Genomic DNA, 20,972 nt, shown 5'->3' with positions numbered 1-20,972 from the left:
CCCCGACCCACCTGATCCCTGCGGCCGAGCCCGGCGGATTCACCGATCCTCCCAGCGAACGGAGTGTTTATCGTCAGGAAGACGACTATGATCGCGGCATGCCCTACGACCCGTCAGCGTTCCCGCCCTTCGCCGTCACCGTGGACTTGGTCGTGCTGACCGTGCGCCGCCACGCCCTGTGTGCGCTGGCGGTACGCAGGGGCGAGCCCCCTTTCCAGGGGCGGTGGGCCCTGCCCGGCGGCTTCGTACGGGACGACGAGGACCTGTCCCAGGCGGCGGCGCGCGAGCTGACCGAGGAGACCGGGCTCTGCGCCCACGATCCGGCGACCCCGGCGCAGGACAACGGCGCCCACCTCGAGCAGCTCGCCACGTACGGCGACCCGAAGCGTGACCCCCGGATGCGCGTGGTCAGCGTCGCCCACCTCGCCCTCGCGCCCGACCTCCCCGCCCCGCGCGCGGGCGGCGACGCGAGCAACGCGCGCTGGGCACCGGTGGAGGAACTGCTCCAGCAGGGCGGCTACGCCCGCGACGGCGAACCGATGGCTCCCCTGGCCTTCGACCACGCCCAGATCCTCTCCGACGGGGTGGAGCGCGCCCGCTCGAAGATCGAGTACTCGTCCCTGGCCACCGCCTTCTGCCCGCCGGAGTTCACGGTCGGCGAGCTGCGCCGCGTCTATGAGGCGGTCTGGGGGGTGGCGCTCGACCCGCGCAACTTCCATCGCAAGGTCACCGGCACCCCCGGATTCCTCGTCCCCACGGGCGGCACCACCACCCGCCAGGGCGGCAGGCCCGCCCAGCTCTTCAGGGCGGGCGGCGCCACCCTGCTTAACCCCCCGATGCTCCGCCCCGAGGTCTGAGGCGAGCGTCGAGCCACCGCCGGAACGGCAGTTGAGGAGCGGGCGCGCGCCGGGCGCTCATCGGGCAAGTGCGCCATGCAGGTTGACCCTCCGCGGAACAACTGCCGGACAGAAGAGGTGATACCCGGAAAACGGGACATAGCGCGCTATCTTCCGTCAGGTGATCCAGGCTGTCGGACTGACCAGTGATTCCCCCAAAGCCCAGCCGCCCGCCGTCGAAGACGTCTCCTTCGAAGCGCGCTCCGGCCATGTGACCGCCCTCCTCGGAGCGGCGGGAGCGGGTAGGACGACGGTGCTCAGGCTGATGCTCGAACTCCAGCGAGGGCGCGGCATCACCTACTTCAGAGGGCGCCCCCTGCACTGCATCGCCCACCCCTCGCGCGAAGTCGGCGTACTCCTCGGCGATGTGCCCGGACACCCCTCCCGTACCGTCCGGGGTCACCTGCGCATGCTCTGCGCGGCGGCCGGTGTTCCGGCCCGGCGGGCCGACGAAGTCCTCGAAGAGGTCGGCCTCGTCAGCCTCCGCGAGGAACGGCTCGGCACGCTGTCCCTCGGCATGGACCGCAGGCTCGGCCTGGCCTGCGCCCTGCTCCCCGACCCGCACACCCTCCTGCTGGACGAACCCGCCGCCGGACTCTCCACCCTCGAGGAGCGTTGGCTGCACACCACGTTGCGGGAGTACGCCGATCAAGGCGGTGCCGTGCTCCTCACGACCGCCGACCCCAAGGAGGCCGCCCGCAACGCCGATCACGTCCTCACCCTCGAAGCGGGCCGGATCACCGCCGACCTGGACGCGGAGGAGTTCGCCCGCACCCGGCTCCGCCCACGCGTCGCCGTCCGCAGCCCTCACGCCGCACGCCTGGCGGACCTGCTCGCCAAGGAGGCACGCACCGGACGGCGTTCCGTGGAAGTCGTCCGCGAGGAGGGCAATCGCCTCTCCGTGTACGGCAGCACCACCGCGGACGTCGGGGAGACGGCCTTCCGCAATGGCGTCCTCATCCACCAACTCGCCGACGAAGTAGGCGACATGCGGCCGAAGGCCGAGGAAGAGCCGGTGAGCGAGACCGAACCGGCCGGGGAGACCGAACCGGCCGGGGAGGAGGACGCGTCGCCGCCGGAGTCCGCCGCTCCGGAGGAGGTCGAGACCGATGACGCCCCCGACGCCCTGCCGCTCCCCATCGCCGTCCGCTCCGTACACAGCCCGCTCCGCCCGCTCCGTTACGAACTCCGGCGCGCCACCGGGATCAGTACCGGGTACGTCGTCTGCGGTGTCGCCCTCGTGGTGTCCGCCGTCACCGCCGTGGTGCTGGCCCATATCGGGCACACCCCGCAGGCGCGCCTGTTCGCCGCCTGGCCGCGTGAACTGCCGCTGCCGCCCGTCGCGCTCGCGGCGGGGCTGCTCGGGGCGCTCGCCTTCGGGGACGAGTTCCGGCACCCGGCGCTGGCGGCGGACCGTGGCACGGTCCCGCGTCGGCTGGGGCTGCTCACCGCGAAGCTCGTCGTCTCCGGAACCACCGCCGCGATGCTGGCCTTTCTGGCTCTCGGCTGTGACGCCGAACTTCTCTATCTCGTCTACGGCCGGGAATTGGTCCAGGTGCCCGGAGACTGGCTGCCGCTGTGCGTGAGTTGGCTGGCGCTCGTGGTCGGCTGCGCGTGGGCCGGTGTGCTGGCGGCCGGTGTCTTCCGGTCCACCGCGGCGGGCCTCGCCGCGGTCCTCGCGGTGCCGGTGGCCGTCGTGCCACTCGTACACCGGATGTTCGAAGGCTCATATGTGCGAGCCGCGGCCGGAATTCACCTGCGGATGCGGGAGGTCCTCCTGCTCCAGTGGCCCTTCGGGGGCGAGCGCTATCTGCTCGGTCTGGTGCGTGTCATCGCTCAACCCGTGGGTGGCGCGCTGACGTTGTCGCTCGCCGCACTGCTGTGCGCGTACCTGATCACGACACTGCGCGCCAGGGCGAGATGACGCCCTGACGTGTGGTTTCAGCGCCGCCGTGCCCACAACTCCCCACAGAAAGCCCGTTTATTTCCGATAAGGCGTCAATTGCGACGGGGTGAGCGATCACCCTTTCGTGTGCTTTTCACCAAAGCCCTCAAGGCAGTTGGAGGCAGCGCCGACAAATGATGCGTGAGTACCTTTGCGCACACCATGATGACCGCCGCCCGCTCCGCCGACTCCGGCCTCGCCGGACCGGGCGAACTCGACCGCTACCCCTACGCCGAGGCCCCGATGGCCGACCGCGTGGCGGCGCCCGCCTGGGAGGGCGCCGATTCCGACCTGGGCCGCGTGGGCCGACGCGCCGCGGGCAGCCGCGGGCGCGGACTGCACGGCCAGCTCGTCCAGCAGCTGGGTCAGATGATCGTCTCCGGAGACCTGGGAGCCGACCGCCCGCTGGTGCCGGAGGAGATCGGCCAGCGTTTCGAGGTCTCCCGCACCGTCGTGCGTGAGTCCCTCCGCGTCCTGGAGGCCAAGGGCCTCGTCAGCGCCCGCCCGAATGTGGGCACCCGCGTGCGCCCGGTGAGCGACTGGAACCTGCTCGACCCGGACATCATCGAATGGCGCGCCTTCGGCCCGCAGCGCGACGACCAGCGCCGCGAGCTGAACGAGCTGCGCTGGACGATCGAGCCCCTCGCCGCCCGCCTCGCCGCCGGTCACGGCCGGGAGGACGTGCAGCAGCGCCTCGTCGACCTGGTCGAGATCATGAGCCACGCCCTCGCCCAGGGTGACGCGCTGACCTTCTCGCGTGCCGACTCCGAGTTCCACGCACTGCTCATCCAGGTCGCGGGCAACCGGATGCTGGAGCACCTGTCCGGGATCGTCTCCGCCGCCCTCCAGGTCTCCGGCGGTCCCGCCACGGGATGCGAGCGGCCGACCGAGGCGTCCGTTGCACAGCACGCGCGGATCGTGGACGGGCTCGGCAGCGGCGACGGCGCCGTGGCCGAGGGGGCCATGCGGCAGCTGCTCGTGGTCCAGCCCGAGGTGGAGCGCGTGGTTCCCGCTCCGCGTGAGCACTGACGGCGAACGCGGACGGCGCGCCCGCCCGCGCGGCGCGCCCCAGTGATCGAGATGGCGGCACCGTGACCGGGGTCCCGCCGTCGCCGGACTCGACCGGACCGTCGGAATTCCGGCCGAGTCCGGCGGTGCGACGGGCCGCCCGGACCGGCAAAGTGATCAAGACGGACTTGGTGGCGGACCGCTTCGTTCACATCTGATCGCGTTTGCCTGTTGACAGGGTGTGACTCGGGCCACGCGGATTGGGCGTAACGCTCCCGGAAACAGCGCGATGACCTAAGAGGTGAACAGCCGCGAAGGGAATACGGACGCCGTGCCAGGCGCTGTGTCTCTTCCCGGCCCCGCCCGCGCCGTCGGCCCATCCCCAGGCCGGTGGTCGGTTCCTGTCCATGTCGGACGGGGCCGAAAGCCGCTTTCCAACGTTCCGAGAGGTTGTTCGTGTCGGCCAGCACATCCCGTACGCTCCCGCCGGAGATCGCCGAGTCCGTCTCTGTCATGGCGCTCATTGAGCGGGGAAAGGCTGAGGGGCAGATCGCCGGCGACGATGTGCGTCGGGCCTTCGAAGCTGACCAGATTCCGGCCACTCAGTGGAAGAACGTACTGCGCAGCCTCAACCAGATCCTTGAGGAAGAGGGTGTGACGCTGATGGTCAGTGCCGCAGAGCCCAAGCGCACCCGCAAGAGCGTCGCAGCGAAGAGTCCGGCCAAGCGCACCGCCACCAAGACGGTCGCGGCGAAGACGGTGACCACCCGGAAGGCCACGGCCGCCCCGGCCGCGTCCGCCGCCGCGGGTGACGAGTCCGACGACGTCGCCGCCCCGAAGGCCGCTGCCAAGAAGACCACGGCCAAGAAGACGGCCGCGAAGAAGACCACGGCCAAGAAGACGGCGGCCAAGAAGACCGGCGCCAAGAAGGACGACGCCGAGCTTCTCGAGGACGAGGCCGTCGAGGAGACCAAGTCCGCCGACGAGCCCGAGGGCACCGAGGCCGCGGGCTTCGTGCTGTCGGACGACGACGAGGACGACGCGCCCGCGCAGCAGGTCGCCGCGGCCGGCGCCACCGCCGACCCGGTCAAGGACTACCTGAAGCAGATCGGCAAGGTCCCCCTGCTCAACGCCGAGCAGGAAGTCGAGCTGGCCAAGCGCATCGAGGCCGGTCTGTTCGCCGAGGACAAGCTCGCCAACTCCGACAAGCTCGCCCCGAAGCTCAAGCGCGAGCTGGAGATCATCGCCGAGGACGGCCGCCGCGCCAAGAACCACCTGCTGGAGGCCAACCTCCGTCTGGTGGTCTCCCTGGCCAAGCGCTACACCGGCCGCGGCATGCTCTTCCTGGACCTCATCCAGGAGGGCAACCTCGGTCTGATCCGCGCGGTCGAGAAGTTCGACTACACCAAGGGCTACAAGTTCTCCACGTATGCCACCTGGTGGATTCGTCAGGCGATCACCCGCGCGATGGCCGACCAGGCGCGCACCATCCGTATCCCGGTGCACATGGTCGAGGTCATCAACAAGCTCGCGCGCGTGCAGCGCCAGATGCTCCAGGACCTGGGCCGCGAGCCCACCCCGGAGGAGCTGGCCAAGGAACTCGACATGACCCCGGAGAAGGTCGTCGAGGTCCAGAAGTACGGCCGCGAGCCCATCTCGCTGCACACCCCGCTGGGCGAGGACGGCGACAGCGAGTTCGGTGACCTCATCGAGGACTCCGAGGCCGTCGTCCCGGCCGACGCCGTCAGCTTCACGCTCCTCCAGGAGCAGCTGCACTCGGTCCTCGACACCCTCTCCGAGCGCGAGGCCGGTGTCGTCTCGATGCGCTTCGGTCTCACCGACGGTCAGCCGAAGACCCTCGACGAGATCGGCAAGGTCTACGGCGTGACGCGTGAGCGCATCCGCCAGATCGAGTCGAAGACCATGTCCAAGCTGCGCCACCCCTCGCGTTCCCAGGTGCTGCGGGACTACCTCGACTAGACCGCGCCGGTTCGCCCGCCGAAGGCCCGTCTCCCCTCGTGGGAGCCGGGCCTTCGTGCTGCGGGCCACCGTGCGCTGGATGACTCTGGGTGTTCCGGAAGCACCCTGAGTGAGGAGTCCGCATGCGCCGTTCCGTTGTCCGGGCACTGATCCGGCCGCTCGCCCTGGCGGCCACGCTGACCGCGATACCCCTGATCGGAGCTGCTTCGGCCGCCGCCGACGGTGTCGTGGTCGGCGGCTTTCCGATTGATGTCTCCCAGGCCCCGTGGACGGTGGCCCTCTCCAGCCGTGACCGGTTCGGGGGTAGCCGGGCGGGCCAGTTCTGCGGCGGGGTGGCGATCGCCCCGACCACCGTCCTCACCGCCGCCCACTGCGTCGCCGACGACGTCCTGGGCACGCCCCCGAACCGGCTGCACGACCTGAAGGTCATCGCCGGACGCACCGACCTGCTGGCCACCGACGGCCAGGAGACAGCCGTGCGGGACGTGAAGGTCAACCCGGAGTACGACCCCGCCACCAACGCGGGGGACTATGCCGTCCTCACACTCGCCGAGCCGGTGCCGACGAGCGCCGTCGTGCCCATGGCGGCGGCCGGTGACCCGGGGTACGCGCCCGGCGCGGAAGCCCTGGTCTCGGGCTGGGGCGACACGAGCGGCGAGGGCGCCTATACGACCCGTCTGCGCGCCGCGCGGGTCCATGTGCTGGCCGACGACCTCTGCGCCCGCGCGTATCCGGGCGGCCGGAACGGCACCTACCGCCCCGCCTCCATGCTCTGCGCGGGAGAGGCGGCGGGAGGACCGGACGCCTGCCAGGGCGACAGCGGCGGCCCGCTGGTCGCCGGGGGGCGGCTGATCGGGCTGGTGTCCTGGGGGAGCGGCTGCGGACAGCCGGCGAGTCCCGGCGTCTACACCCGGGTGTCAGAGGTCGTCCGCACGCTGGTGCCCGGCGCGGAAGGGGCCGCCACGGAAGCGTCCGCCACGGAGGGGTCCGCTGCGGAAGGGCCCCAGGAGGCCCCCAGGCGCCCCTGAGAGGGCCTGCGGGGCCCTTTCGGGCATGAGTACGGGCGGCTGCTTCTGCGGGGAAGCAGCCGCCCGTTCACCGGCCTGATGCCGGGGCTGGCTCGTCGGTTGGGTGCGAGATTCAGCGCTCTTCGGTGGCAGCGTTGCCGGGAACGGAAACCAGCCGTTCCGTCTCGTCCTGTATCTCAGCGGCGATCTTCTTGAGTTCCGGCTCGAACTTGCGCCCGTGGTGGGCACAGAAGAGCAGTTCTCCGCCGCTCAGCAGGACGACGCGCAGGTATGCCTGGGCGCCGCAGCGGTCGCAGCGATCGGCGGCCGTCAGCGGGCTCGCGGGGGTCAGAACAGTAGTCACGTCGCCTCTTCTCTAGCTCGACGAGCTGTCGTACCAGGGTCAACATCCAACCAGGCCGAAATCGTTCCCGCTCGTGGCTTTCCGTCGAAAATTTCTTTCCGGATGGCTGGCTGTTGCCGGTTGGCGGCGAATGTGCCGTAGCGCGTGGTCTGGTGCTTACGGTTTCGCGCGGTCTTCGGGGGTCGGTCCTCCCGGCTGGGTTGCCGGTTGTTGATGAGGACGTGCCCGGAGCCTAAATGGTTCATGCCTCGAAGGGAACGTGATGTGTGCTTCACTCCATCGAGGGATCGAACGTCCGTACGACCCTCGGCTAGTCTGAGTTTCCCGCCGAGGGTGGCGTTACACCAGCTCTACCAGGCATCGGTACCCTCTACGCGGCGACCGAAGCCGGCCCCTTACCCACCAGGGGCCCATCTGAAATTCAGCGAGGAGCGAACCGCGTGACCGCCGATACGTCCGTGCCGTCCACAGCGCTGCTGGCAGGAGCTGACCGGGACGGTTCCAACTACACCGCGCGGCACCTGCTCGTCCTTGAGGGCCTCGAAGCCGTGCGCAAACGTCCGGGCATGTACATCGGCTCGACCGACAGCCGCGGCCTGATGCACTGCCTCTGGGAGATCATCGACAACTCCGTGGACGAGGCCCTCGGCGGTTACTGCGACCGCATCGAGGTGATCCTCCACGACGACGGCTCCGTCGAGGTCCGGGACAACGGCCGCGGCATCCCCGTGGACGTCGAGCCCAAGACCGGCCTCTCCGGCGTCGAGGTCGTCATGACCAAGCTGCACGCCGGTGGAAAGTTCGGCGGCGGCTCCTACGCGGCCTCCGGCGGCCTGCACGGCGTCGGCGCCTCCGTGGTGAACGCGCTCTCCTCCCGGCTCGACGTCGAGGTGGACCGCGGCGGGAACACCCACGCCATCAGCTTCCGCCGCGGTGTTCCGGGCGCCTTCGCCAAGGGCGGCGCCGAGGCCAAGTTCGAGGCCGGGACCGGCCTGGTCAAGACCAAGAAGATCCCGAAGAACCGCACCGGCACGCGCGTGCGCTACTGGGCCGACCGGCAGATCTTCCTCAAGGACGCCAAGCTCTCCCTGGACCACCTGCACCAGCGGGCGAGGCAGACCGCGTTCCTGGTACCCGGCCTCACCATCGTCGTGCGCGACGAGATGGGCCTCGGCGACGGCGGCAGCAAGGGCGAGGAATCCTTCCGCTTCGACGGCGGCATCAGTGAGTTCTGCGAGTACCTGGCCACCGACAAGCCGGTCTGCGACACGCTCCGCTTCTCGGGCCAGGGCACCTTCAAGGAGACCGTCCCGGTCCTCGACGACCACGGCCAGATGACGCCCACCGAGGTCACCCGCGAACTGGGCGTCGACGTGGCGATGCGCTGGGGCACGGGCTACGACACCAACCTGAAGTCCTTCGTCAACATCATCGCCACCCCCAAGGGCGGCACCCACGTGGCCGGCTTCGAGCAGGCGGTCACCAAGACGATGAACGAGGTGCTGCGCGCCAAGAAGATGCTGCGCGTCGCCGAGGACGACGTCGTCAAGGACGACGCCATGGAGGGCCTGACCGCGGTCGTCACGGTCCGCCTGGCCGAGCCGCAGTTCGAGGGCCAGACCAAGGAGGTGCTCGGCACCTCGGCGGCCCGCCGCATCGTCTCCACCGTGATCGCCCGGGAACTCAAGGCGTTCCTCACCTCCACCAAGCGGGACGACGCCGCACAGGCCCGCACGGTCATGGAGAAGGTGGTCGCCGCCGCCCGCACCCGGGTGGCCGCCCGCCAGCACAAGGACGCCCAGCGGCGCAAGACCGCCCTGGAATCCTCGTCCCTGCCCGCCAAGCTCGCCGATTGCCGCAGCGACGACGTCGACCGCAGCGAGCTGTTCATCGTCGAGGGTGACTCCGCGCTCGGTACGGCCAAGCTGGCCCGGAACTCCGAGTTCCAGGCGCTGCTGCCCATCCGGGGCAAGATCCTCAACGTGCAGCGCTCGTCCGTGACCGACATGCTCAAGAACGCCGAGTGCGGCGCCATCATCCAGGTCATAGGAGCGGGCTCGGGCCGCACCTTCGACATCGACGCCGCCCGCTACGGCAAGATCATCATGATGACCGACGCCGATGTGGACGGCTCCCACATCCGCTGTCTGCTGCTCACGCTGTTCCAGCGGTACATGCGGCCCATGGTCGAGGCGGGCCGGGTCTTCGCCGCAGTGCCCCCGCTGCACCGCATCGAGCTGGTCCAGCCGAAGAAGGGCCAGGACAAGTACGTCTACACGTACTCGGACCGTGAGCTGCGGGACACGCTCATGGAGTTCCAGCGCAAGGGCGTCCGGTACAAGGACTCCATCCAGCGCTACAAGGGCCTCGGTGAGATGGACGCCGACCAGCTGGCGGAGACCACGATGGACCCGCGCCACCGCACCCTGCGCCGGATCAACCTCGCGGACCTCGAGGCCGCCGAGCAGGTCTTCGACCTACTGATGGGCAACGACGTGGCGCCGCGCAAGGAGTTCATCTCCAGCTCGGCGGCGACGCTGGACCGGTCGCGGATCGACGCGTAGCCGTGTGCGCTCGGCTTTGACCGGGTGCGCGTGGGGGGACGGGAGTGCTGGCCTCGGCCGGTGCTCCCGTTTTCGTTGCCTGTGCTCAGGGTTCACCCCGAGACCTCTCCACCCGTGGGTGGAGAAGTCCGGGCCGTGGAGATCCACCCGTGATCCACCCCGGGTCCGATCCCGTGGCCTGCGGATTTCCGTAATTTCGAGGGTGTCGGGAGCGACCGCCTCCGACACCCCTCTTGTACACGGAGGCTCGGATGTCCGGGTTCGTCGACGTGTTGGTGATCGTGGCCGTCGCCGTTCTGGTGATCGCCAGGCAGTTCCGCACCCACGCCATCGACGCCGAGCGGCGTTGGTGGCTGGCGCCCGCGATCCTCGTGGTCGTGGCGCTGCGCGAACCCGGCATACTCGACGCCCACCACCGCATCGAGTCCTTCGGGCTGCTCGCCGCGGAAGTGGTGGTCGGCCTGGCCACCGGTGCGGGCTGGGCGTGGACCACCCGGATCTGGCGTGCGCCTGACGGGATCGTGTGGAGCCGCAGCACCAAAGCAAGCGCCCTCGTCTGGGTCGGCGGAATAGCTCTGCGCGGCGCCCTCTTCGGCCTCGGGTACGCGATCGGCGTCCAGCAGGACAGCGCCGCCCTGATGCTGGGCCTCGCCGCGACTCTGCTGGTCCGCGGCGGCATCACCGCCCAGCGGGCGCGGCTGCTGGCCTCCTCGCCCGGCCCGGCGCCGACATACGGTGGCGGAACGCCGACGGCACCGGCAGCCCCGGCCGTACGACCGGCGCGGAAGGAGCGGGTGTGAACGAGAACTCCTGGACACGCTGGCCCTCGCGCGAGGCGCTCAGCCGGGAGGGCGTCAGCCGCCCCAGGCGTCTGCTGGCCCAGGCCATCAGAGTGGTGCTGTTCGGGCTCCTGCTGTGGGCCGCCCTCCGACAGGACCACGTCCCCGCGTGGGGAGAAGCCGCCGCCGTGGCGGGCGTGCTGCTCGCCTCCGGCGCGGCGTGGGGCTACTTCCGCACCACCTACGCGCACCGGCTGCTGCCGTCCCTGGCGCTCCTCGCCGTGCTCCTGACCCTGGCGGTCGCCGCTCGGATGACGGGTTTCGGGGGCCCCGCCCTGGTGTTCTGGTGTGGCTGCGGCATCCTCGCCCTGGAGCGGCTGCCCCTCGCGGCGGCGGTACCGGTGACCTCGGTCGCCCTGGCGTCGTACGCGGTCTGCAACAGCGACGTGTGGCTCACCGCCGCTTCCACCGTGGCCGGGCTGGCGCTGGCCGGATACGTCACGCGGCTGGACTCGGAGGCGCGGGGCAACGCACAGCGGCTGCTCGCCCAGGAGCGGGCCGCGCGGGCGGCGGAAGCGGAGTCGGCCGCGCTGACCGAGCGGGCGCGGATAGCGCGGGAGATCCACGACGTGCTGGCCCACAGCCTCTCGGCGCAGCTGGTGCACCTGGAGGCGGCCCGGCTGCTGCTGGAGCGGGACGCGAGCCGTGAACAGGTGCTGGAGCGGGTGGTGGCCGCGCGGGGAATGGCCCGCGACGGCCTCGCCGAGACCCGACAGGCCCTGTCCGCGCTGCGCGGTGAACTGACGCCGCTGGAGGAGTTCCTGACGGACCTCGTCAGCACGGCGGACGGTGGCGAGGTCACCGTCACGGGTGAGCGCAGGGCCCTGCCCGCCGAGGCGTCCCAGGCCGTGCGCCGGGTGGCGCAGGAAGCGATGACGAACGTCCGTAAGCACGCCCAGGGCGCGAAGGTGCGGGTCCGGCTCGACTACAGCGAGCACCAAGTGACCCTCGATGTGCGGGACAAGGGCGGTCGTCCGGGCGAACTGGCCGCCTCCGGCGGCGGGTACGGTCTGCTGGGCATGCGGGAGCGCGCCGAGCTGCTGGGTGGCTCGCTGGACGCGGGGCCGGACGAGGAGGGGTTCGTGGTGACGTTGAAGGTGCCGGTATGACGGCGCCGGAGGGGGAGCGGAAGCCCGCGCGGGTGGTGGTCGTCGACGACCAGACGGTGGTGCGGGAAGGCATCGTGATGCTGCTCGGACTGTTGCCCGGCCTCGAGGTGGTCGGCGCGGCGGGGGACGGCGAGGAAGCGGTGCGCCTGGTCGGCGAACTGGCCCCGGACGTGGTGCTGATGGACCTGCGGATGCCCCGTTGTGACGGGGTGGAGGCCACCCGCCGTATCCGGACCGGGTATCCGGGCACCCAGGTGGTGGTGCTGACGACGTTCGCGGACGACGAGTCCCTGTTCGCCGCGCTGCGCGCCGGAGCGCGGGGTTACTTGACCAAGGACGCGGGCGGCGAGGAGATCGTGCGCGCGGTGCACAGCGTGCTGTCGGGGGAGGCGGGGCTGGCGCCCGGCATCCAACTCCGGTTGCTGGAAAGGCTGTCCGAGGCCGAGGTGCGGACGACGGCACCGCCGGAGCCTCCCGACGGGCTGACCGCCCGCGAGAGCGAGGTGCTGGTGCTGATCGGCGAGGGGCTCACCAACCAGGAGATCGCCCGCCAGTTGCACGTCTCCACCGCCACGGTGAAGACACACATCAACAACCTCTTCGCCAAGACGGGCCTCAAGGACCGTGCGCAGGCGGTGCGTTACGCGTATGCGAAGGGCCTGGTGCGGCCGAGGGGGGAGTGACTCACCTAATGGGGTGAAGTGGTACGGGAAGATGTGTCGGGGATCTTCCCGATCTGTCCATCCTTGGGTATGCAGTCAAGCAACGGCCGACATTTCGGTACCGGGGACGGTCCGGGGAGTTCGGCCGACAACGAGGAAGAGCAGGGCGTGACTTCCCGCGATGTGCGGCACGAGGACCCTTGGCACGACACGCTGACCGCCGACTGGAGCGAACTGGACGGGGCGGGGATGCCCGCGCCGACCGTGCCGCACCCGCGCGGTGAGGGCGAGCGGGAGATGGCGGCGGCTCGTGCCCGCGACGTGTATCTCGCGGTGCAGCAGAGCGAGGCGTTCCAGGAGGTGCGCAGCCGGTACCGGAGGTTCGTGGTGCCCGGAGTCGCCGCCTTCCTCTGCTGGTACGTGGGATACGTGGTCACCGCGACGGCAGCGCCCGGTCTGATGGCGCGGCCCGTCATAGGGGCGGTGAACGTGGGGATGCTCGCCGGGCTGGGGCAGTTCCTCAGTACCTTCCTGCTCACCTGGGCCTACGCCCGGCACGCACGGCTGCGGCGTGACCGGCCCGCGCTGGAACTGCGCTGGGACACCCAGGAGCTGACCCGTGGCATCCAGGGAGGCACCTCGTGACCGGCCACCACCAGCTGCTGGCGCTGGTCCTGTTCAGCGCGTTCGTGGCCGTGACGCTGGGCATCACCACCTGGGTGAGCCGTCGCAGACATGGGTCGGCGGAGGAGTTCTATGCCGGTGGGCGCCTGTTCACCCCGCTGGAGAACGGGTTCGCCATCTCCGGCGACTACCTCTCGGCCGCCTCCTTCCTCGGCGTGACCGGGCTCATCGCGCTGTACGGGTACGACGGGCTCCTGTACGGCGTCGGATTCCTCGTGGCCTGGCTGGTCGTGCTGTTCCTCGCGGCCGAACTGGTGCGGAACTGCGGCCGGTTCACGCTCGCCGACGTGGTCGCCGCGCGGATGAGCGAGCGGCCGGTGCGGATCGCCACCGGCGCGTCCTCGGTCACCGTGTCCGTGATGTACCTGGTCGCGCAGATGGTGGGCGCCGGAAGCCTGGTGGCGTTGCTGCTCGGGGGCTCCGGCGGGGCCGCGCAGGCGTGGACGGTCATCGGGGTCGGGGCGCTCATGGTGATCTACGTGTCGCTGGGCGGGATGCGGGCGACCACCTGGATCCAGATCGTGAAGGCCGTCCTGATGCTGGTCGGGACGATCGTGATGACCGTGCTCGTCCTGGTGCGGTTCCACGGGGACATCAATCAGCTGCTGCTGACGGCGGCCGAGCGCAGTGGGCACGGGGCGTCGTTCCTCGCGCCGGGGCTGAAGTACGGCGGGGACTGGACCGCCCGGATGGACTTCATCAGCCTGGGCCTGGCGCTGGTGCTGGGCACGGCGGGTCTGCCGCACATCCTGTCCCGCTTCTACACGGTGCCGACCGCGCGGGCCGCCCGGCGTTCCACGGTGTGGTCGATCGGGCTCATCGGCAGCTTCTACCTGATGACGATCGTCCTCGGCTTCGGGGCGACCGCCGTGGTGGGCGCCGACGCGCTGCGCCGGTCCAACGCGGCCGGGAACACGGCGATCCCGCTGCTCGCGCTCGACCTGGGCGGCGGGGCCTCCTCCACGGGGGGCACCGTGCTGTTCGCGGTCGTGGCCGCCGTCGCCTTCGCCACGATCCTCGCGGTGGTCGCCGGGATCACGCTCGCCTCCTCGGCGTCCGTGGCCCATGACCTGTACGCGTCCCTCCGGCGTACGCCCAGCACCCCGCGCCGTGAGGTGGCGGTGGCGCGGGTCGCGGCGGCCGTCATCGGGATCGTGGCGATCGCGCTCGGGCTGCTGGCCCGCAATCTCAACGTGGCCTTCCTGGTCGGCCTGGCCTTCGCCGTGGCCGCCTCCGCGAACCTCCCGACGCTGCTGTACTCGCTGTTCTGGCGGAACTTCACCACCCGCGGTGCGGTCTGGGCCGTGTACGGCGGGCTGATCCCCGCGGTGATCCTGGTGCTGCTGTCGCCGGTGGTGTCGGGGAGCCCCGGCTCGCTGTTCCCCGGCGTCGACTTCCAGTACTTCCCGCTCCAGAATCCGGGCATCGTCTCCATCCCGCTCGGCTTCCTCTCGGGCTGGCTGGGCACGGTCACCTCGGACGAGGTGCCGGACGAGGCCAAGTTCGCGGAGACCGAGGTGCGTTCACTGACCGGAGCCGGAGCCGTATAAGGCAGACACCCGTCCTGGGTGACGTCACGGCGCCACCCAGGCATACCGGTGCTCGGGCCGCCCGGTGTCGCCGTATCTCAGGGACAGGCGCAGGCGGCCCGCCTGTTCCAGGTGGCGTAGATAGCGCTGGGCGGTGGAGCGGCTCAGGCCCGTGCGGGACGCCACCTCGTGGGCCGACAAGGGTTGCTCCGCGCCGTGCAGGACACCGCAGATCAGGTCGGAGGTCGGCTCCGTATGGCCGCTCGGCAGCCCGGGAACGGACGGCGCGGGGGCCGTGCGCAGGGCGCCGAAGATGCGGTCTACCTGCTCCTGGCCGGTCACCCCGCCGCCGCCCACCCGTTCGACGGTGCGGCGCAGGGCGGCGTAGGAGTCGAGGCGGCCGCGTAGCGCGTTGAAGGTGAAGGGCTTCACCAGGTAGTGCAGGGCGCCGAGTCGCATCGCCTGCTGCACGGTCGTCACATCACCGGCCGCCGTGATCATGATGACGTCGGTGCCGTGGCCCTGCTGGCGCATGCGGTGGACGAGTTCGAGGCCGGTCCGGTCCGGCAGATAGTGGTCCAGCAGCACCAGATCGACACCGCCGCGTTCGACGGTGGCCAGCGCCTGGGCGGCGTTGTGGGCGCGGGCGGCCACCCGGAAGCCGGGAACCTTGGCCACATACCTGGCGTTGATCTCGGCGACACGGAAGTCGTCGTCCACGACCAGCACGTCAATCATCGGGCCTCTCCCTTAAGGCCGGCGAGCGTTAAGCCCATGTTTCGGCTCCGCAGTTGTAGCGTGAGCAAAACGAGCACAACAGCCTCTTGCGAGCAAAAGAAGGGGTTGCGCGCACAAGACTGCTGCCGGAGCGGCCCCGCGCCTACCGTCCCGGGGCATGAGCGCAGACACCAGCCCCGCCATCGAGCTGAGGGGCGCGAGCAAGATATTCAGAACCCCTTCCGGTGATCCGCACACCGCGGTGCGCGGCCTGGACCTCACCGTGGAGCGCGGCGAGTTCGTCGCCGTCGTAGGTCCGACCGGCTGCGGCAAGTCCACCACACTGACCCTGGTCAGCGGCCTGGAGGAGCCCACCGAGGGCGAGGTGCTGGTGGCCGGGCGGCCGGTCGACGGCGTCGGCGACCGGGTCGGCTTCGTCTTCCAGCAGGACGCCACCTTCCCCTGGCGCACGGTGCTGTCCAATGTGATGGCGGGCCCCCGCTTCCGGGGCGTGCCGAAGGCGGAGGCTAAGCAGAAGGCCCGTGAGTGGCTGGCCCGCGTCGGGCTCGCCGCGTTCGAGGACCGGTATCCGCACCAGCTGTCCGGCGGCCAGCGCAAGCGGGTCGCCCTCGCCGCGACCTTCGTCAACGACCCCGAGATCCTGCTGATGGACGAGCCGTTCTCCGCGCTCGACGTGCAGACCCGGGCCCTGATGTCGGACGAGCTGCTGGAGCTGTGGGAGGGCACCGGCGCCTCGGTCGTCTTCGTCACCCACGACCTGGAGGAGTCGATCGCGCTGGCCGACAAGGTGGTCGTGATGACCGCCGGGCCCGCGACGGTCAAGCAGGTGTTCACCATCGACCTGCCCCGGCCGCGCAAGGTCGAGTCGATCCGGCTGGAGCCCAAGTTCATCGAGATCTACCGCGAGATCTGGGAGTCCCTCGGTGAAGAGGTCCGCATCACCCGTGAGCGAGGTGCCGCCGATGTCGCCTGAGACCGTGACCCCGCCGCCCGTCGACACCGCCAAGCCACAGGCCACGGCCCCGTCCTCGTCTCCGTCCCGTTCGCGGGCGCAGGCCGCCCGCAGGCGCCGGGTGATCGTGGTGGTGGCCCGGGTGCTGCTGCTGGTGGTCGTGCTCGGCCTCTGGGAGGCACTGTCCCGCGCCGAGGTCATCGACCCGTTCAACTTCTCGATGCCCTCCGAGATCTGGGACCAGATCACGTCCTGGGTGCTGCACGGCACCGCCCTCGGCTCCCTGGGCGAACAGATCTGGTACACGCTCTACGAGGCACTCCTCGGCTGGGTCATCGGCGTCGTGGCCGGTGTCGTCCTCGGGATCGCGCTCGGCCGGGTCGCCTTCCTCGCCGACCTGTTCGGGCCCTACATCAAGGTGCTGAACTCCATCCCGAGGATCGTGCTCGCCCCGATCTTCCTGATCTGGTTCGGCCTCGGACCCGCCTCCAAGATCGCCTCGGCCGTGGTCCTGGTGTTCTTCCCGGTGTTCTTCAACGCCTTCCAGGGCGCCCGCGAGGTCAACCGCGACCTGGTCGCCAACGCCCGCATCCTCGGCGCCACCGACCGACAGGTCACCCTCCAGGTCGTCATCCCCTCGGCCACCTCCTGGATCTTCACCAGCCTGCACGTCAGCTTCGGCTTCGCGCTCATCGGCGCCATCGTGGGCGAGTACATCGGCGCCACCCGAGGCATCGGCCTGCTCGTCGCCCAGTCGCAGGGCACCCTCAACTCCGCGGGTGTGTACGCCGCGATGGTGATCCTCGCGGTCGTGGCGCTCCTCGCCGAGGGGCTGCTGACCTTCGCCGAGCGCCGGGTCTTCCGCTGGAAGTCGTCGAACTCCGAGCACTGAACCCCGCCCCGCACCCGTACCGCTCCAAGGACGTGACCCGCCATGCGCAAACGCACCAGATTCGCCACGCTCAGCACCGCCTGTCTGCTCACTCTGACCTCCCTGACCGCCTGCGCCAACGAGGTGGCCAGCCACGGGGGTTCCGGGGGCGGCGGCAAGGGCACCAAGGTCAAGATCATGGTCGGTGGTCTCGACAAGGTCATCTACCTGCCCGCCATGCTCACCCAGCGGCTCGGCTACTTCGACGCCGAGGGCCTGAACGTGGAGCTGCTGACCGAGCCCGCCGGGGCCCAGGCGGAGACCGCGCTCGTCTCCGGCCAGGTCCAGGGCGCCGTCGGCTTCTACGACCACACCCTCGACCTCCAGGTGAAGGGCAAGTCGGTCGAGTCCGTCGTGCAGTTCTCGCACGCGCCCGGCGAGGTGGAGGTGGTGTCCGCGAAGAAGACGGACGACATCCACTCGCCCGCCGACTTCAAGGACCGCAAGCTCGGTGTCACCGGGCTCGGTTCGTCGACCGACTTCCTCACCAAGTACCTCGCGGTCAAGCACGGCGTCCAGGTGAACCAGTTCAGCCCGGTCGCCGTGGGCGCCGGGCCGACGTTCATCGCGGCCCTGCAGAAGGGCTCCATCGACGGGGGCATGACCACCGACCCGACCGTCGCCACGATCCTGGCCAAGAAGGCCGGCCGCGTCCTCATCGACATGCGCACCCCCGAGGGCTCGCAGGAAGCGCTCGGCGGGCCGTACCCCTCGTCCAGCCTGTACATGAACACGGACTGGGTCGACGGGCACAAGGACACCGTCCAGAAGCTCGTCAACGCGTTCGTCAAGACGCTGAACTGGATGTCCACCCACAGCGCCGACGAGATCGCGGCCAAGATGCCGTCCGACTACTCCCAGGGCGACGAGAAGCTCTACGCGGCCGCCATCAAGAGCACCCTGCCGATGTTCACCAAGGACGGCATCATGCCCGCGCGGGGACCGGAGACCGTCGAGAAGGTGCTCAAGGCGTTCAGCCCCAACATCAAGAACGCCGACGTCGACCTCGACAAGACGTACACCACCGAGTTCGCGAAGAAGGCCGCCAAGTAGCCGTTCAGGGGCGCGGGGTGCCTAGTGCCTCCGCGCCTCTTCCGTGCCCGAGGGCACCGGCTCGCCCAGCGCGTCCGGCAGCACCACCGTGAACTCGGCGCCGCCGCCCGCCGCGGCGCCCACCGTGGCCGAGCCGCCCTGGCGTTCGGCCAGGCGCCGTACCAGCGACAGGCCGATGCCGCGCTTGCCGTGCGCGGGCGGCTCCTTGGTGGACCAGCCCGCGGTGAAGACCGACTCCCGCTGCTCCTCCGGCACGCCAGGACCGGTGTCCCGTACCCGCAGCACCACCGTGCGGCCCTCGGTGCGCAACTCGGCCTCCACGCGCGCGTGCGGGGTGCCCGCGACGGCGTCCAGGGCGTTGTCCACGAGGTTGCCCACCACCGTGACCAGACCGCGCGGGTCGATCAGCCGGTCCGGCAGCCAGGTCTCCTCCGACAGCCGCAGCGCCACCCCGCGCTCGGCGGCGACGGTCGCCTTGCCCACCAGCAGCGCGGCCAGCAACGGGTCCTCGATCCGCTCCGTGACCTGCTCGGCCGTCGCCCGGTGCTCCCCGACCAGCTCCCCGATGAACTCGGCCGCCTCGTCGTACATCTCCAGCTCCAGCAGGCCGAGCAGGGTGTGCATACGGTTGGCGTGCTCGTGGTCCTGGGCGCGCAGGGCGTCGATCAGGCCGTGCGTGGAGTCGAGTTCACGGCCGAGGCGCTCCAGCTCGGTGCGGTCGCGCAGGGTGGCCACCGCGCCGCCGTCCTCGGTGGGCATCCGGTTGGCGACCAGCACCCGTGGGCCGCGCACGGTCAGCAGATCGGTGCCGGTCACCCGCCCGGCCAGCACGTCCGTCGTACGGCCCGCGCCGAGCGCCTCGTCCGGCGACCGCCCGACCGACTCGTCCCCGATGCCGAGCAACCGGGCCGCCTCGTCGTTGAGCAGCCGTATCCGGCCGCTCCGGTCCAGGGCGACCACGCCCTCCCGGATGCCGTGCAGCATCGCCTCGCGCTCCGCGAGCAGCGCCGAGATGTCGGAGAAGGCCAGGTCACGGGTCTGCCGGTGCACCCGGCGGGAGATCAGCCAGGCGGCCAGCGCGCCCACCGCCAGCGCGCCCCCGGCGTACGCCAGCAGGCCGGGGATCGCGCCGAGCAGCCCGGCGCGCACACTGTCGTACGCGATGCCCACCGAGACCGCGCCGACGATCCGGTGCCCGGCGTCGTACAGCGGCACCTTGCCGCGTGCGGAGCGGCCCAGCGTGCCCCGGTCGATCTCCATCACCTGGCGGCCCGCCAGCGCGCTGCTGGGGTCGGTGGAGACGCGGCGGCCGATCTCCGCGGCGGTCGGGTGGGACCAGCGCACGCCCCGCGCGTCCATCACGACGATGTACTCGGCGTGCGTGGCCCGCCTGATCCGCTCGGCCTCCCGCTGCACCGGCCCGTCCGGGGTGGGCCGCGTGCTCCGGACGCCCTCGGCTATCGCCGGGTCCTGGGCGGTGGTCTGCGCGATGACCAGCGCGCGGCGCATCGCCTCCTGGTCCAGCTGTCCGCTGAGCGGCGCCAGGAAGAGCCCGGTCGCCAGGACCGCGACCCCGGCCGCGATCGTCACCTGGGTGAGCAGCACCTGCGCGAACGCCCGCCTGGGCAGACCGAGTCGCGGACGGCGGGCCGGGGGAGTGGGAGGCATGCGGAGACGGTACGCGGCCCGTCGGCCGAGGCGGCGGTCAGCCCGCCAGGGCCGCCGTGTGCAGGGCCTCCACGCTCACCACGTCCATCCGCGCGGGGGTGCCCAGCACGTCCACCCCGCAGCTCTCCGGGCGCGGCGGCAGCGCGGCGGTCTGGGCCACGGTCACCCGCCAGCCCCGGCCGTCGGCATGGGCGACGGTGACCTCCCAGCGAGGTGCGGCGCCCTCGGTGCGGACGACGTGCAGCGCGTCGGCGGTGTACTCGGCCGTCGCCGACCGTACGGCCAGTTCGGCGGCCTGGCCGGGGCGGTCCCAGGCGGAGCGGCCCCGGCAGTCCTCCAGCAGCACCTGCCCGTCCTGGGCGCGGTACAGGGCCTCCTTGACCGTGTGCGCCTCGGCGCGGGCGTACGCGTAGCCGTACGGCAGCACGAGCACCGTGGGGGCGAAGCGATGACCACCCAGATGGGTGACCTCCCAGACGCCGGGTACGTCGGACGCGGTCAGTTCTGCGGCCAGCGGGCGGCCCAGCAGGGCGCAGCAGCGGTCGCGCTTGCCGTTGGTGCACACCAGCGCGAGCGGGTCACCGGTCTCCGGGCGCCCGCCGAGCACCGACGTGAAGGAGCGGGGGTCGCCCGCGCCCAGGGCGGCGAAGTCCAGGCCGAGGAGTTGGCGCGGATCGCGTGTGGTGGTGCCGTACAGCCACACGTTTCCGGGAACTGTGTGGGCGACATACACCTGCCGTACGGGCGGTGTGCCGGGGTCGGCGTGTCTGCCGGGGCGCCGGATCAGCGCCACCCGTACCCCGGTGTCCTGGGCGGCGGCCTCCAGGGCGCGGCCCAGCACGGGGTCCAGATGGCTCGCGGTCAGCGCTTTCGCGCCCCAGGGGCCCGGCTGTTCCAGCAGCAGCCATGTCGTCGCCATGGCCGCCGTACCGGAAACGGGCTCGTCGAGGCTCCGGGAGACGGTCGCACACCTACTCACAAAGGTGAGCCTAACCTGACTCGGGGGTGCCTGAGTGACCAGAGGGTCCACTGCGGCCGGGAGG

18 protein-coding genes are annotated in these 20,972 nt (G+C 70.9%); 14 read left to right on the top strand and 4 right to left on the bottom strand.

Annotated elements, in window-relative coordinates:
- The first annotated feature begins 98 nt into the window (after window positions 1-98).
- From ACI2LY_RS07885 to ACI2LY_RS07865, 5 genes are all read left to right on the top strand, one after another.
- Window positions 99-857 carry an NUDIX domain-containing protein gene (locus ACI2LY_RS07885; protein WP_393911921.1) on the top strand — a complete coding sequence of 253 codons (759 nt, stop codon included), beginning with the start codon at window positions 99-101 and terminating at the stop codon, window positions 855-857.
- A gap of 160 nt (window positions 858-1,017) precedes the next feature.
- Window positions 1,018-2,820 carry an ATP-binding cassette domain-containing protein gene (locus tag ACI2LY_RS07880; RefSeq protein WP_404706378.1) on the top strand — a complete coding sequence of 601 codons (1,803 nt, stop codon included), beginning with the start codon at window positions 1,018-1,020 and terminating at the stop codon, window positions 2,818-2,820.
- Between the two features lie 162 nt (window positions 2,821-2,982).
- Window positions 2,983-3,870 carry a FadR/GntR family transcriptional regulator gene (locus ACI2LY_RS07875; RefSeq protein ID WP_404706377.1) on the top strand — a complete coding sequence of 296 codons (888 nt, stop codon included), beginning with the start codon at window positions 2,983-2,985 and terminating at the stop codon, window positions 3,868-3,870.
- Window positions 3,871-4,305: 435 nt separating this feature from the next.
- Window positions 4,306-5,829 (top strand): RNA polymerase sigma factor, encoded by a 1,524-nt coding sequence (locus ACI2LY_RS07870; RefSeq protein ID WP_404706376.1) that lies wholly within the window; start codon window positions 4,306-4,308, stop codon window positions 5,827-5,829.
- 122 nt (window positions 5,830-5,951) lie between these two features.
- A complete protein-coding gene (locus ACI2LY_RS07865) occupies window positions 5,952-6,857 on the top strand; it encodes a serine protease (RefSeq protein ID WP_404706375.1) in 906 nt (301 codons plus the stop codon).
- 112 nt (window positions 6,858-6,969) lie between these two features.
- On the opposite strand, the gene ACI2LY_RS07860 is transcribed toward ACI2LY_RS07865, so the two are convergent.
- A complete protein-coding gene (locus ACI2LY_RS07860) occupies window positions 6,970-7,200 on the bottom strand; it encodes a hypothetical protein (protein ID WP_389006167.1) in 231 nt (76 codons plus the stop codon).
- Between the two features lie 440 nt (window positions 7,201-7,640).
- Between ACI2LY_RS07860 and ACI2LY_RS07855 the strand changes: the two genes are divergently transcribed.
- The 6 genes from ACI2LY_RS07855 to ACI2LY_RS07830 all read left to right on the top strand — a co-directional run bounded on the left by ACI2LY_RS07855 (window position 7,641) and on the right by ACI2LY_RS07830 (window position 14,608).
- Complete coding sequence (locus ACI2LY_RS07855; RefSeq protein ID WP_404706374.1) at window positions 7,641-9,764, top strand: type IIA DNA topoisomerase subunit B; 2,124 nt, start codon at window positions 7,641-7,643, stop codon at window positions 9,762-9,764.
- 251 nt (window positions 9,765-10,015) lie between these two features.
- Window positions 10,016-10,564 carry a DUF1453 domain-containing protein gene (locus ACI2LY_RS07850; protein ID WP_404706373.1) on the top strand — a complete coding sequence of 183 codons (549 nt, stop codon included), beginning with the start codon at window positions 10,016-10,018 and terminating at the stop codon, window positions 10,562-10,564.
- Complete coding sequence (locus ACI2LY_RS07845) at window positions 10,561-11,712, top strand: sensor histidine kinase (protein ID WP_404706372.1); 1,152 nt, start codon at window positions 10,561-10,563, stop codon at window positions 11,710-11,712. Before ACI2LY_RS07850 ends, ACI2LY_RS07845 begins: the two co-directional genes overlap by 4 nt.
- On the top strand, window positions 11,709-12,395 hold the full coding sequence (locus tag ACI2LY_RS07840; protein WP_404706371.1) for a response regulator: 687 nt from the start codon (window positions 11,709-11,711) through the stop codon (window positions 12,393-12,395). Before ACI2LY_RS07845 ends, ACI2LY_RS07840 begins: the two co-directional genes overlap by 4 nt.
- 69 nt (window positions 12,396-12,464) lie before the next feature.
- Window positions 12,465-13,019 (top strand): DUF485 domain-containing protein, encoded by a 555-nt coding sequence (locus ACI2LY_RS07835; protein ID WP_404706370.1) that lies wholly within the window; start codon window positions 12,465-12,467, stop codon window positions 13,017-13,019.
- The gene (locus ACI2LY_RS07830) at window positions 13,016-14,608 is read left to right on the top strand and encodes a cation acetate symporter (protein WP_404706369.1); all 1,593 of its coding nucleotides are present in this window, start codon (window positions 13,016-13,018) and stop codon (window positions 14,606-14,608) included. Before ACI2LY_RS07835 ends, ACI2LY_RS07830 begins: the two co-directional genes overlap by 4 nt.
- 24 nt (window positions 14,609-14,632) lie before the next feature.
- Here ACI2LY_RS07830 and ACI2LY_RS07825 read toward each other — a convergent pair whose 3' ends face one another.
- On the bottom strand, window positions 14,633-15,325 hold the full coding sequence (locus tag ACI2LY_RS07825; protein ID WP_404706368.1) for a response regulator: 693 nt from the start codon (window positions 15,323-15,325) through the stop codon (window positions 14,633-14,635).
- 157 nt (window positions 15,326-15,482) lie between these two features.
- On the opposite strand from ACI2LY_RS07825, the gene ACI2LY_RS07820 reads away from it, so the two are divergent.
- Genes ACI2LY_RS07820 through ACI2LY_RS07810 form a run of 3 tightly spaced genes read left to right on the top strand, consistent with a single transcriptional unit; the run spans window position 15,483 to window position 18,261 of the window.
- Window positions 15,483-16,298, top strand: a complete 816-nt coding sequence (locus ACI2LY_RS07820; protein WP_404706367.1) for an ABC transporter ATP-binding protein — start codon at window positions 15,483-15,485, stop codon at window positions 16,296-16,298.
- Entirely contained in the window at window positions 16,288-17,169 is an 882-nt protein-coding gene (locus ACI2LY_RS07815; RefSeq protein WP_404706366.1) for an ABC transporter permease, read from the top strand. The genes ACI2LY_RS07820 and ACI2LY_RS07815 overlap by 11 nt, the downstream gene beginning before the upstream one ends.
- Before the next feature lie 42 nt (window positions 17,170-17,211).
- A complete protein-coding gene (locus ACI2LY_RS07810; RefSeq protein WP_404706365.1) occupies window positions 17,212-18,261 on the top strand; it encodes an ABC transporter substrate-binding protein in 1,050 nt (349 codons plus the stop codon).
- Window positions 18,262-18,282: 21 nt separating this feature from the next.
- Here ACI2LY_RS07810 and ACI2LY_RS07805 read toward each other — a convergent pair whose 3' ends face one another.
- Both ACI2LY_RS07805 and ACI2LY_RS07800 read right to left on the bottom strand, forming a co-directional pair.
- Window positions 18,283-19,929 (bottom strand): ATP-binding protein, encoded by a 1,647-nt coding sequence (locus ACI2LY_RS07805; protein WP_404706364.1) that lies wholly within the window; start codon window positions 19,927-19,929, stop codon window positions 18,283-18,285.
- A gap of 37 nt (window positions 19,930-19,966) precedes the next feature.
- A complete protein-coding gene (locus ACI2LY_RS07800) occupies window positions 19,967-20,908 on the bottom strand; it encodes a sucrase ferredoxin (RefSeq protein WP_404706363.1) in 942 nt (313 codons plus the stop codon).
- Window positions 20,909-20,972 lie beyond the last annotated feature (64 nt).

Origin of the sequence: Streptomyces sp. NPDC002176 (assembly GCF_044903645.1) — a bacterium.
In the GTDB taxonomy this organism is placed as follows: domain Bacteria; phylum Actinomycetota; class Actinomycetes; order Streptomycetales; family Streptomycetaceae; genus Streptomyces.
This window is presented reverse-complemented; position numbering and strand designations above follow the sequence as displayed.